Origin of the sequence: Streptomyces sp. NPDC051133, assembly GCF_040682635.1 — a bacterium.
Lineage (GTDB): Bacteria > Actinomycetota > Actinomycetes > Streptomycetales > Streptomycetaceae > Streptomyces.
Genome location: NZ_JBFBBK010000059.1, coordinates 19479 through 31849, shown reverse-complemented (window position 1 = coordinate 31849; position 12371 = coordinate 19479). Strand labels below are relative to the sequence as shown.

The 12371-nt window shown below is 66.4% G+C and carries 13 protein-coding genes; 12 read left to right on the top strand and 1 reads right to left on the bottom strand.

Going from position 1 to position 12371, the window contains the following annotated elements:
• Positions 1–4: 4 nt before the first annotated feature.
• The 3 genes from AB0N17_RS38360 to AB0N17_RS38350 are packed head-to-tail and all read left to right on the top strand — an operon-like array spanning position 5 to position 4752.
• Positions 5–1099, top strand: a complete 1095-nt coding sequence (locus AB0N17_RS38360; RefSeq protein WP_366016297.1) for a hypothetical protein — start codon at positions 5–7, stop codon at positions 1097–1099.
• A 15-nt stretch (positions 1100–1114) separates the two neighbouring features.
• Positions 1115–3400, top strand: a complete 2286-nt coding sequence (locus AB0N17_RS38355; protein WP_366016296.1) for a hypothetical protein — start codon at positions 1115–1117, stop codon at positions 3398–3400.
• 20 nt (positions 3401–3420) lie between these two features.
• Positions 3421–4752, top strand: coding sequence for a glycoside hydrolase family 6 protein (locus tag AB0N17_RS38350; protein WP_366016295.1), 1332 nt, complete (start codon positions 3421–3423; stop codon positions 4750–4752).
• 86 nt (positions 4753–4838) lie between these two features.
• Here the strand turns inward: AB0N17_RS38350 and AB0N17_RS38345 are convergent, their stop codons facing one another.
• Complete coding sequence (locus AB0N17_RS38345; RefSeq protein ID WP_366016294.1) at positions 4839–5528, bottom strand: hypothetical protein; 690 nt, start codon at positions 5526–5528, stop codon at positions 4839–4841.
• 76 nt (positions 5529–5604) lie between these two features.
• On the opposite strand from AB0N17_RS38345, the gene AB0N17_RS38340 reads away from it, so the two are divergent.
• The 9 genes from AB0N17_RS38340 (at position 5605) to AB0N17_RS38300 (ending at position 12340) form a co-directional block, all read left to right on the top strand.
• Positions 5605–5964, top strand: coding sequence for a hypothetical protein (locus AB0N17_RS38340; protein ID WP_365834437.1), 360 nt, complete (start codon positions 5605–5607; stop codon positions 5962–5964).
• Between the two features lie 58 nt (positions 5965–6022).
• Positions 6023–7078 (top strand): N-acetylmuramoyl-L-alanine amidase, encoded by a 1056-nt coding sequence (locus tag AB0N17_RS38335; RefSeq protein WP_366016293.1) that lies wholly within the window; start codon positions 6023–6025, stop codon positions 7076–7078.
• Between the two features lie 5 nt (positions 7079–7083).
• Positions 7084–7299 carry a hypothetical protein gene (locus AB0N17_RS38330; protein ID WP_366016292.1) on the top strand — a complete coding sequence of 72 codons (216 nt, stop codon included), beginning with the start codon at positions 7084–7086 and terminating at the stop codon, positions 7297–7299.
• A gap of 107 nt (positions 7300–7406) precedes the next feature.
• Complete coding sequence (locus AB0N17_RS38325; protein ID WP_366016291.1) at positions 7407–7748, top strand: Lsr2 family protein; 342 nt, start codon at positions 7407–7409, stop codon at positions 7746–7748.
• 329 nt (positions 7749–8077) lie between these two features.
• Positions 8078–8578 (top strand): ATP-binding protein, encoded by a 501-nt coding sequence (locus tag AB0N17_RS38320; protein ID WP_366016290.1) that lies wholly within the window; start codon positions 8078–8080, stop codon positions 8576–8578.
• Between the two features lie 40 nt (positions 8579–8618).
• Positions 8619–10022 carry a hypothetical protein gene (locus AB0N17_RS38315; RefSeq protein WP_366016289.1) on the top strand — a complete coding sequence of 468 codons (1404 nt, stop codon included), beginning with the start codon at positions 8619–8621 and terminating at the stop codon, positions 10020–10022.
• Between the two features lie 97 nt (positions 10023–10119).
• Entirely contained in the window at positions 10120–10683 is a 564-nt protein-coding gene (locus AB0N17_RS38310) for a hypothetical protein (protein WP_366016288.1), read from the top strand.
• A gap of 159 nt (positions 10684–10842) precedes the next feature.
• Positions 10843–11181, top strand: a complete 339-nt coding sequence (locus tag AB0N17_RS38305; protein ID WP_366016287.1) for a hypothetical protein — start codon at positions 10843–10845, stop codon at positions 11179–11181.
• A gap of 46 nt (positions 11182–11227) precedes the next feature.
• On the top strand, positions 11228–12340 hold the full coding sequence (locus AB0N17_RS38300; RefSeq protein WP_366016286.1) for an AAA family ATPase: 1113 nt from the start codon (positions 11228–11230) through the stop codon (positions 12338–12340).
• The last annotated feature ends 31 nt before the right edge of the window (positions 12341–12371 follow it).

Here is a 12371-nt window from a genome sequence, read left to right as displayed (position 1 = left end):
TGCTGTGGCGTACCGGTACCTGATCCAGCACGCCCTCACGGGGCAGTGGCTGTCGCACGATCTCCCGTTGAAGAACGTCGAGTTCGGGCCCGAGCTGAATGGGCCGGGAGAGCTGCGCGGCACGCTGTCGCCCCGGCTCGCGTCGTCGTTGCCCGAGCTCACCCAGAATCCTGGCAACGCCCTGCTGTACGTGGAGCGGGACGGGCTGCTGCGGTGGGGCGGGCTCATCTGGCAGGCCGAACCCGAGGGCAACAAGCTGCCGGTGGAGGCCGCGGGTTGGACCTCGTACCTGCACAAGCGCCACGACCTGGACGGTGAGCTCGGCGGTCGCGGGCCGTACGTGAACACCGACCCGTGCCGGGTGATGCGGGACATCGTGTCGTACGCGCAGTCGATCCCCGATGGCAGCCTGGGCATCACTGTGGACGCCACCACGTCGAAGGCGACGGTGGGCACACCCGCGGAGCCGTGGCACTCGCACTGGTGGGAAACCCCGGTCCTCGGTGACCTGCTCGATGATCTGGTGAAGACCCCGGACTCCCCGGACTACACCTGCACCACTTGGTGGGATGCAAACCGGCGCCCGGTGCGCCGTATCCGGGTCGGCTATCCGCGCCTTGGGGCACGCCGTACGGACATCGCGTTCTCCACCGACACCAACATCACCGACTCCACTCCCGTCACGTACAGCGCCGACGAGTACGCGCAGGTCGTCATCGCCACCGGAGCCGGCGAAGGCCGAGCCCAACAGCGCGCCATCGACGCCGTACGCAACAAGCGGCTCCGCCTGGAGCACGTCCTCGAGCTTCCCGACGTCCGCGGCCGTGACGTTCTCGCACAGCGGGCGCGCGCCGAGCGGGCGTGGCGACAGAACCTCGGCCACGTCGAAGAGATCACCGTCCGCAATCATCCGGCCGCGCCGATCGGGTCGTGGCAGATCGGCGACGACGTCCACGTCTTCGTCCGCGATGAGTGGGGCACGTGGTCCGGCTGGTGCCGCATCACCGGCTACACCATCCGCCCCGACACCGACGCCGGGGAGACCTCCACCCTCCGACTCGAACCGTCCGGCGCCCACCAGTACGCCACCGCCGCCTGAACAAGGACCCATCTCTTGCCCACCGACATAGGCACTCGTCTCGCCCGCCTGGAGAAGCTGCTCCGCACCGCGATCCGCGCCCCGAAGCTGGCGAACGCCAGCTTGGAGAACGGCTCCGTCGACGTATACGACGAGAGCGGCTCCCTGCGCGCGGTCATCGGCCAGCAGCCAGACGGGACCAGCGGCGTCATCGCAGTGAACGGCCCGCGTCCACCTGCCCCATCCGTACCGGAGGTGGAACCGGTGCTTGGAGGGCTCAGAGTCACCTGGGACGGCGCCTTTACCTATGCAGAAGCGGCCCCCTTGGATCTGTCGCGCGTCCAGGTTCATGTGCTGAGGTCGGCGAGCATGCAGGCGGATCCTCGGTGGCCGACCGCGACTATCGAGGCCGCCTCCGGCGCCTCGGTCACCATCTCGGTGAACCACTACGCGCCGCTGTGGGTGCGGCTGGTCGCAGTGAATACCTCCGGCATCCCCAGCGTCGCCTCGGATGCCGTGCGTACGTCGGCCCGGCGCGCGGTGTCGGGGGATCTCGGTCAGCAGGTCATCCAGCAGGGGCACATCGCGGTCGGCGCCATCGCGACCCCGCACCTGGCCGTTGGCTCCGTCACCCCCGACCACATTGCGGTCGGCCAGGGCACAAACTTGGTGCCGGATCCTGGGTTCGAGGGCGCGGCCACGGCGAACACTGTCGCAGCGGGCGGCACGGCGTGGTCGTTCGCTCCCGGTAACCGGACCGGGGTCGGGATCCGTCTCGACTGCACTGCCGCAGCCGAAACGTACTGGACGCTGCCGTTGGCGACTGTGCCGGTGCTGGCCGCCTCGCAGCTGTTCCTCGGCATCGATGTGCTGGTGTCCGACGATCTTGCCGCGAAGGCCGTGAAGATCCTAGCCCGCTGGGAAAACAGCACCGGCGAGATCCTCGGCTACGGAGTCGCCGAAGCCACCAGCTACGCGCCGGGGGTGTGGCAGCGCATCACGGGTCAGGTGGCCGCACCGCAGGGCACGACCCGCGCGGTGCTGTGCCTGGAGGCATCCGCCGCGACCGCGGGGTGGGTGGTGTTCGACAACGCGCAGGCCCACACGATCTTCGGGGATGTCACCGGCGGGGCCCGGGCTGAACTCGGGCCGCAGGGACTGAGGTTGTACGACGAGGACGGGGAAGAGGTCGTTTCGCTCGTCTCCGGGCAAGCCAACTACCTGACCCTGCGGGACGGCACCACCAGGGTCGCCGCGATCGGCTCGACCGGAGACGCCTCATTCCAGGACCTGAACGTCGCGGGGAAGGTCACTATCGGCGGCGACGACCTCACCGACCTGTATGACGGGCCACGCGGCATCGTCGCCATGGACTGGATGGCCACCGGCGTGAAGACCACCACCGGTACCGAAATGGGCTACGTCGAGTTGGCCTTCGACGCCGAAGAGGGCCGCATGTACCGCGTGGTCTACAACGGCACCGCGGAATGCTCCCAGACCGGCGGCTCCCTGGTGCTTCGGCTACGCAGCGGCTACGCCTCCGCGCCGTTGATCAGTTCCACGCAGTTGCAAGAGGCCCGCCATCCGCTCACGTCGACGCGCCGCGAAGCACGGCTGGAGTTGATCGGTCCGTGCGCACCGAATGATCTGATCCGGCCCGGGCGGAATCGGCTGCTGCTCACGTTCACCAGCGATAGCGGCGCTCCTGCAGGCCAGCAGGTCACCCTCACTGGCGCGAAGGGCCGTATGGGGCATCTGAGTGTGGAGGACATCGGTGAGCAGGCACCGGACACGGGCGTCTACAACACTGGTGGCGCTGTCGTCCCTGACCCTCCGGTGAAGGTGAAGCGGGAGTACAGCGCGTCCTGGTCGGGGAGCTACGCGAACCGGTCCGGATACAACTCGTACTACGGCAACCGCATGGTGGCCGGCTACTTCTCGGCGGACAACGGCACTCAGGCCGCGCTCGTGGGGTTCGGTGGGAGCCTCGCCAAGGATCTCGCCGGTGCGAAGCTCGTCAAGGTCGAGGTGTATCTGTACGCCAACCACTGGTACTACGCCTCCGGCGGCACCGCCGTCCTCAAGGTCCACGGCCACGCTTCACGTCCGAGCAAGTTCTCGGCGGACCAGACCGGCTCGAAGGCCGTCACCAAGTGGGCGCGCGCAAGCGGTCAGTGGGTGGACATCACCTCGATCTTCGATTCGTCGAAGTTCCGGGGCATTGCGATCGACCCGAACACCACCAACAAGACCTCGTACGGCATGTTCGACGGCATCGGCCAAGGTCATCCGCCGCGACTGCGCGTCACCTACATCAAGTAACCCAAGGAGCAGAGCTACTCGTGGCCGCACTGTACGGAGACCTCGTCATCAACGGCACCTTCACCGACGGCACCACCGGCTGGTGGTCCGGCGACCCGGCCATGGTCACCCTGGCCGCGCCCGGCGACGGCTTGGAGGCCACCGCCACCACTGACGCCGCCAATCTCTGGGATGCCTCTTTCGGGCAGGACAACATCATCCTGCGGTCCGGCTGTACGTACACGCTGAGTTTCACCGCCCGCGCCAGCCAGTCCGGGACTACCCTCCGGGCGCAGGTCGGGCTCGGGGCAGACCCGTGGACCGCTGCCCTGGACAGGACCGTGACGCTGCCCGCGGTCGACACTCATGTCGTATTCCCCTTCACCTCGAGAATCGACACCACGGCCGGGCAGGTGAGTTTCCAGTTCGGCCAGGGGACAGCGGTCACCGTGCACCTCAGCGACGTGCGGCTCACCTCGTCCACGGCCCGTGAGGGCTTCTACGTTGATCCGGACTCCAATGCTGCGAAGTGGGTGGCCGCCAACTCGAACGATCCGCTGTCGGCGAAGATCACCCAGGCTCTGGTGCGACGTCCTGCCGCGAAGTGGTTCGGCGACTGGAACAAGGGTGTCCAGGGTGATGTCGACGCCTATGTGACTGCGGCCGCCGCTGTGGGGCGGCTGCCCATCCTGACGGCGTACAACATGTTCAACCGGGACAACGGCGGCCACTCCAGCGGCGGCGCCAAGTCTCCGGAGGAGTACCGGGCTTGGGTTGACGGCTTCGTTGCGGGCATCGGCGACCGGCCTGCTCTCGTGATCGTGGAACCTGACTCGCTCAGCCAGATCGGCAGCCTTCCGACTGAGGCGATGCGCGTCGAGCGCACGCAGCTGGTCGCCTACGCTGCGGGCGCCCTGGCCTCGTGCCCACTGGTGCGCTCCTATCTCGATGGCGGCAACGCCACTTGGATCCGGGCCGACGAGATGGCGGCCCGGCTCGCCGCAGCAGGGGTAGCCCGTACGGCAGGCTTCGCGATCGGGGTGGCGAACTACGACTCCACGGACGTCTCCTGCACCTACGGGCATCAGGTTGCCCGGGAGCTGGCAGCACGCGGCGCTCCAGGCGTCCGCTTCGTCATCGATACCTCACGCAACGGCAACGGCGCGATGGACGGAAGCGGGCAGCACGTCGACTACTGCAACCCGGGCGGGCGTCGCCTCGGTGTCCCCTCCTCGATCGGCGTCGGTGGCGCCGAATACCTGCTGTGGATCAAAGTCCCCGGCGACTCCGACGGCATGTGCGGCGTGGCCCCCGACGTTCCTGCCGGCACGTTCTCCCCTTTCCTCTCCGCGCACCTCATCGACGGCGAGTAAAGCCGGTACGAGGGCGGCTCCGTGCCACTTCCCGCTTCAGGCACACCCGGTCCACCGAGCATGGCAATGCATCTGTGGGTGGGGGTTCATCCCATCCAGCCAAAGCTCAGAGGATGGCGGCGGGCCCGGAAATCCGCGCGCATCCGAGTAACCCACTGCTCCAGTTCGGCGACGCAGTCCTGCCTGTCACGGTCCGTGGTGTCGAGGATGTGGGTCTGCCACCGCGGATCGTTGGCCGTCCACGACGTCCACCGATGCCAAGCCATATTGGGTGCGCCCGTGCCGATGATGACCTCGGGGCGGTGCTCGGGATCTTGTGCGTGCCCCCGATGCCAGGCCGCCCAATTGATGTACGCATCGATGGCGGCTTCCGACCAGCGTCCCGGATCACGATCATCCAGACGCCTACGTCGTTCAGCATCGGCCACGTCGACCAGGCACATCGCGATCCCGTCCAGCAGAGGCGCGGACGGCGAGGCCAGGATCTCGCCGAGCGGAGTCTGGGCAGTCAGCAAGAGGTCCATGCCGTCGGCCTGGTACTCGAGCGCGCGCTGAATCCACTTCTCGGTGATGTGGTTTCGCCAGTACCGGGGAGGGGCTTGCGGGACCCCGCTCTCGTCCATCTCGTGGACAGCGAGCCGGTCAAACCGTTCCCCGACGGGGAAGGCGAGCGTGGACTTACCCGAGCAGCTCGATCCCGTAAGTATCAGCAGCATCCAGACAAGCTGGCAGGAAGGCGGCGCGCGCTGCCACCGGATTTCGTCGCTGGCGATCACCTCGGCGTAAGAATCGCAGGCTTTCTTGGGCCCCGTACGATCGAAGCAGGGCACGGGGCCGCCGGGAGTGATTGCGGTGTCCGTGCCGCCGAGTGCCGAGCCCACCCTGTGGGAGCTGCACCGTGCTGTCTCGCAGCTGCGCGAGGATCTCCGCGGCGACCTCGCCCAGCTCGCCGCGCGCCTCGATCAGGTCGTCACGCAGGACGTATACCGGGCTGATCAGCGGGCGGTCGATCAGCGCATCAGTCAAGTCGAGGCAGGGCTCTCCGGGCTGCGCGGTGAGCACGACCAGGGTCTGGATCGGGCCGAGCAGCAGCGCCGGGAGGACCAGACGCAGGCTGCGGCGACGAGGCGTCTGGTGATCTCTTCTTTCGTGGCCCCGCTGCTCCTCATGGCCTTGCAGCTGTGGATCGTCTCGCGCGGGGCATCGCCGTAAGCCGAGGGCGAGCAGGTTCAACATCAAGTTCGGGCGCGGGGAGATTTCGAGCGCCGAGTTGGCAACACCTCTCACTCCTGACCGGCTGGTAGCGGCACTGCACGCTGAAGGCGTACGTGTCGTCGAGCGTTCTGGCTGGCGGTCCCACAATCGAAACCACAAGGGTCCCTGGGGGCCCGTCCGTGGCGTGATGATCCACCACACGGTGACGTCCGGCACGAGCAACACCGTCAGCATCTGCGAGCGCGGATATGCGGGGCTGCCAGGCCCGCTCTGCCATGGCGTGATCGCGAAGGACGGCACGGTCCATCTGGTCGGGAACGGCCGTGCCAACCATGCCGGCCGTGGTGACGGTGACGTGCTCCGTGCGGTCACCGCAGAGCGACCCCTTCCTTCGCCGAACCAGGCCGACACCGACGGCAACACGGCGTTCTACGGCTTCGAGTGCGAGAACCTCGGCGACGGTCGTGACCCGTGGCCTGCAGCCCAGTTGGAGGCGATCGAGCGAGTCTCGGCCGCACTGTCCCGCGCGCACGGCTGGGGCTCGGCGAGCGTGATCGGGCACAAGGAATGGCAGCCCGGAAAGGTCGACCCCAAGGGCTTCACCATGGGCTGGCTCCGCGGCCGGGTCGCCGCGCGCCTGAAGACGAAGCCTTCTGGCGGCAGTTCAGATACGGGATCGAAGGATGGCGGTGCAGCAACGTACGCCGTCAAGAGCGGCGACACGCTCTCCAGCATCGGGAAGAAGCTCGGTGTCAGCTGGGAGCACCTTGCCCAGGCCAACAAGATCACGGCCCCGTACGTCATCACGGCTGGGCAGAAGCTCACGATCCCCGGGAAGCCCGCCGGTGGGACGTACACGCCGCCTCCGTTTCCGAATGGTCTTGCTCCGGGCCGCTCGTCACCGTCTGCGAAGGGTCTTCAGCAGGCGCTGAAGGACACCGGCTGGCTCGACCGCTCGGTGCCGCTCTCCGACAACTACGGGCCGCAGAGCCAGAAGGCTGTGGCCAGCTTCAACCGCAAGCACAACCTCTTCACCACCGGCCGCCCCAACGATCCTTCGATCGGACGCCGCGGCTGGGACCTCCTGCACCGACTCGCATACGGGAACTGATCACTTTGATCGACTTCATTCACGTCCACAGCACCCGCCTGTACGCCATCGCCGCCGCGGCACTGTCACTGATCGCCTACTACGTTCAGGACCTGCCGACCGGACTGATCCTCGCCCTGATCGCCGCGGTCCTTGGCACCGGCGAAGCCATTCAGCGCGTCGAGGATCGAAAGACCCGCCAAGCTCTACTGCTCGATCCTCCTTACGCCGACAAGGGCTGAAGCCTGAGCGCCTCGATGCCTTGGTGACGGAACGGAGAGATAGCAGCGCCGGAGCCCGGCTGCTTGCGATTGCGGGATGTACCTCTGCGTGTCCTACGATCCCCCTCATGGCCCAGAAGGTAGTCACAACATATGTCGACGATTTGACTGGCGAGGAATCGTCGGACATCGCCACGCACAGCATCCTCATCGACGGAGCCGGGGTCGAGATCGACCTCACGGATGAGAACTACGAGAAGCTCCTGGAGCTCTTGAACCCCTATATCCAAGCTGGCGGCACTCGAAGGATTCGAGGCGCAGCGAAGGCAAAAGGGAAGGCCAAGGCATCGCCTGGCAGCGAGGCCAACTCGTCGGCAATCCGGGCTTGGGCGAAGGACAACAACATCGAGGTAAACGACCGTGGTCGCGTGTCGGCCGCCGTCCGCGAGGCTTACGACAAGGCTCACTGATACTCGCCGAATAGTTGGTGACCCTCGCTGTTGCGGGGGTCACCGTGCATTCCACCGTCATTGCACAGCCGCACGCTCAGCTCAGCAAGCGGCGTCCGGCTGCCGCCCGGCGGTGGCACTGGAGGCATGGCTCGCTGCACGCGAGTGATCACGTATGACTGGGCCGCCCCAACCTGGAGTGGATCACGGGAGTGATATCACCGACGAAATGGTGCGGCCTCTCCCAGGCTGCCAAATTGAGGTCCCGACACCGGCGGACCGCACTCGGCCGGTCACGGAGCCCGTGCGGCCTGACCCCAAGGAGGCCGCGGCCACTCCGAGGAGGTCTCATGACGCTGCGCCTCACCCTTCGCAAACTGCCCTACGCGTTCAAGGTCGCTGCCGACGATCAGGCTGTGGGGCCAGCGCGTCGCCTCGTACGCGAGGGAGTGGAGAGCCTGGACCTGGGGCAGCAGGCTCCGTCACTGGATGACCTTGAGTTGCTCACTGCCGAGTTGGTCACCAATGCTGTGGTGCACACGATGGCGCCGTGCGTGGTGTGCATTCGGTGGACGGGCCGACGGATCCGCGTTGAGGTGACGGACACCGACACGCGAGATGTGGAGGCCAAGGTCCCGCCGACGCACGACGAACACGGGCGCGGTCTGTTCCTCGTGGACGTGCTGGCGGCTGCTTGGGGCAGTTACCGGGAGCTGGCTGGCAAGACGACCTGGTTCGAGTTGGCTGCGACTTCGGAAGATCCTGTGCCATCTGGTGCCGCGTATCCGTCCGCTGACTGCCGGGGAGGGCAGGCGCCCAGGGGCACGGTAGAGGCCACCTGCTCTGGGTGAAGCTGGCTTCTCTGTAGGCGAGTTGGGTCAGAATGCAGCCATGGTCGCGATCATCAAGTGCGAGAGCTACGAGTACGAAGACGTCAGGGCATTCGAGGAGATCCACCGGTCTCGGCGCCTCGAATGGGAGTGGACACTCATACGCAAGGAGGAACTGAACTTCAAGGGGCGGCACTTGGCCCTGATCGCAGCCCAAGACGAGTACGGACGCTACGAGGTCAAGTACGTCGGGAAGTGCGTTCGCGGCCGCAAGGCAGCAGACTCGGTGAAGCAGTTGCGCGTCACGCATGTCCGTCGCTTGCAACATCCGGTGCCGTTGTCTGAACTGCTCGATGCTGTGCCGGGACATCTGCAGCGTCACCTTGTTGCAGAGGGGCAGCAGACCAAGACCGCGGGCTCAGAGTTGCGGCGCCTTCTTCTGGAGCGTCGTCCTGATGTCCGCGACGCCGTCGATGAGATCGAGGGCGCCATTTCGTCCTGGGACTTCGGCACCTCGCGTGCCGGCCAGGCGGTCTCGTTGCAGCGCGACGGCACCTTGATATCTGCGCGCATGGCGGGCTTCCGGGCCCTTGATCTGGCCGAGTGGGACCCTCCCGCGGAGGAGCTCTACGACGACAGGACGCCGCCGCTCTTCCTTGATTGGGTCACGGAGTCATCGTCTCCGGAGGGCCGGGGTCAGTCTGAGCCTCAGGTCCGAGCTGGCCGTCCGGAGACGATGGCTGCCCAGCCGGCGCTGGAGGATCACCTCATCGCCCATGACACGCACACGATGCGGGGCTGGTTGAGCGAGGCCACTGATCACGTCGCGTGGCGAGAGTTCCGCGAGCATGGACGAACGCTGCTCGTCGGGAACGCCAACCGGGCAACAGCGGAACGGTTGTTGGGATGCGATGTCATCTTCTACAACGTCTCGCGGAACAGCATGGTCCTCGTTCAGTACAAGAAGCTCGATGCGGAGAAGGGCGGCTTCTACTACCCGACCGGCGACCGGAACCTTGCGAAGGAGCTGCGCCGCATGAGGGCCTTGGACCGGTATGCGGCGAGCGTGGCAGACGGAGATGGTGAGCAGCGACTCGACGCGAACCCGAGCTGGATCAAGCTCTGTCACCCGAGGTCGGTACTGCCGCACACCTCGGAGATGATTCACGGCATGTACTTCTCCCGGCGCCAGTTCGAGTCGCTGCGTGAGGATCCCCGCTTGAAGGATGGACGGCAGGGCGCGGTCCGGTTCGGCTACAAGAACGTGCCCGGATACCTCGACAACACGCTGTTCACGCGCCTGGTCGAGACAGGGCAGATCGGCACGACCGGAATCAGTAGCGATCTTGTACGCCAGCAGGTCTTTCGCACTTTCCGCGGGCAGCGCGACCTGGTGATAGCCGCGCTCTACGGCGATGAGCCGCCGCAGGCGGAACGGAACGCGCGGCGACGCATGAGCAAGTGAGCGCCTTACCGGCGGCGCTCCCTCGCGTGCGGGATTCGCCACCGTAGCGGCTATTCTGCTATGTCCCGGACAGTGGAGCAGCAGGAAGGAGGCCGTCGTGGCGAAGCCGCTCATCGTGGGCCGCAAGGAGTTCGCGAAGATCTACAACGTTGCGCCGACGGCGGTCAGCGACCGGTGGATCCCGGCCGGCATCGTCTCCTACGAGGATGCCGTGATCGTCTCGGGTAAGCCGTATTGGCCCGGTGGTCTGGCTGTGGACTTCGCGCTGCCGCCGGGCAGTCGCGGCCGGCAGTTGGATGAGGCGCTCCTTGCCCAGCTGGAGGAGGAGCAGCAGGCGACGGTCCGTCCGATGAAGAAGGGCGAGCTGCCGCCGCTGGTGGGGCTGCAGGAGTACGCAGCCTTGTTCGGCATCAGCCAGCATCAGGCAGCGAACGCCCGCAACCGTGGCAACGGAATGCTGCCGGCAGAGGACTACCTTCTGGGGGGCTCCCCCGTGTGGCTGTTGTCGACCGTCCTCGAGGGCGCCGAGCACACGATGACGCAGAGCCGTGGTGGCGTGTGGCAGCTGCAGGAGGATGTTGCTGCCGCTTTGCGGGAGGGCCGCTATGACGGGCCCGGGTCGGCGATCGCCGCGCGAGGCAAGGCCGCAGCGGGTTCGTAGCGTCGTCGCGTCCGCCGGATTCGCTGCCTTGGAGCAGTTCGGTGGAGTTGCCTCCCCCTCGATCCATAGTAGAATTAACTTCATCCATTAAGGGTGCACGCACAGGTCGCGCCGACCACATGCAAAATAGGCTGCGATACATCGAACGAGGAGGGGTAAGTGGCCGTGCAGCTAGAGCTGCCCATCGCAGCCATACAGCAACCCGAGAATCCCGGCGGCAAGCTGACGATCCAGGAACGATTCGAGGCATTCGACCAGCTCAACCCCTGGATCCTCAAGCACCTGGAGAGCCTCACCGCCGACTGCATCGAGCGCGGGCTGAAGCGCATCGGCATCGGGATGCTGTTCGAGGTCCTGCGCTGGCAGTACGGACTCGCCACCCGCGGGGAGCCCTGGAAGCTCAACAACGACTTCCGGAGCCGCTACGCGCGACGCCTCATCGACCTGCACCCCGAGTGGTCCCCCCTGTTCGAGATCAGGAAGATCCACACAGCCTAGAAATAGGCCAGTGTCCATCTTCCCGTAAGTCTCTTGGAGATGTTCTGTGTCCAGCACGACCGTGCCACCCCTGCGCACCCGCAAGCCCACCGGCGTCATCCCGTGGCCGATCGTCCTGATCGAGGGCGAAGAGAAGAGCGGCAAGAGCCACCAGGCTGCGGCATTCACCGGCTCCGAGCAGACCGGCCAGGCGTACTGGCTGGAGCTCGGCGAAGACACAGCCGATGAGTACGCGAACGTGCCGGGTGCGGACTACCTACTGATTGAGCACAACGGCAGCTACCGCGACATCCTCGGCCAGATCGAAGCCGTGCACGCCGAGGCCAGGCGCGCTGCCGCAGCGAAGGAGAAGCCAGTCGTCCTGGTGATCGACTCGGTGTCGATGCTGTGGCGGATGCTCGTGAACTGGACCAACGAGCGCGCCCACCGCACACCGAAGAACGAGGCGAAGCTGCGCCAGGACCCGGATGCCGAGATCAGGCCCTCCATGAACCTGTGGAACGACGCATCCGAACGGTGGCAGCGGGTCATGTATCTCGTACGCACCATGCCGGGCATCGTGATCCTGCTCGCCCGCGGCAAGGAAGTGGCTGCCGTGGACGGCAACGGCGATCCGATCCCGAAGACGAAGGACTGGCGGGTGGAGGGCCACAAGTCCCTCGCCTACGACGCGACGGTGTGGGTTCGGCTTCAGCGTGACAGCGATCCGCAGGTCATCGGTGCCCGATCGCTGAAGTTCGAGGTGCCGCGCAGCGGCAAGCCGAAGACCCTGCCGGGCTTCACCGTCGAGAGGCTGGTGTTCGGTCTGATGGGCTGCTCGATCCACAACCAGCCCAAGGTCGCCCCGGAGCTGACCGGGGATCTGGCGCAGCAGTGGATGCCGAAGGTCCACAAGGCTGCCGAGCAGGGCGTCGACGGCTTGAAGGAGCTGTGGCGTCAGGTCGAATCGGACGAGGATCTCAGCCGCACCGAGGTGCTCGTGGTGCGCGCCGCCATCGAGCGCATGGCCGCCGAGGTCAAGAACCCGAAGAAGTTCAGCGACCCCACGAGCGATGACGTGGCGCGGCTTCGGGCGGCGGCAGCTGAGCAGCAGGACCGGGCCGCCGAGGACCCGGGCGACTTCGAGGAGTTGCCGCCCGATGAGTTCGCCGCCGCCTGACCTTCACACCCTGCGTCGCCGGGGCCCGCTG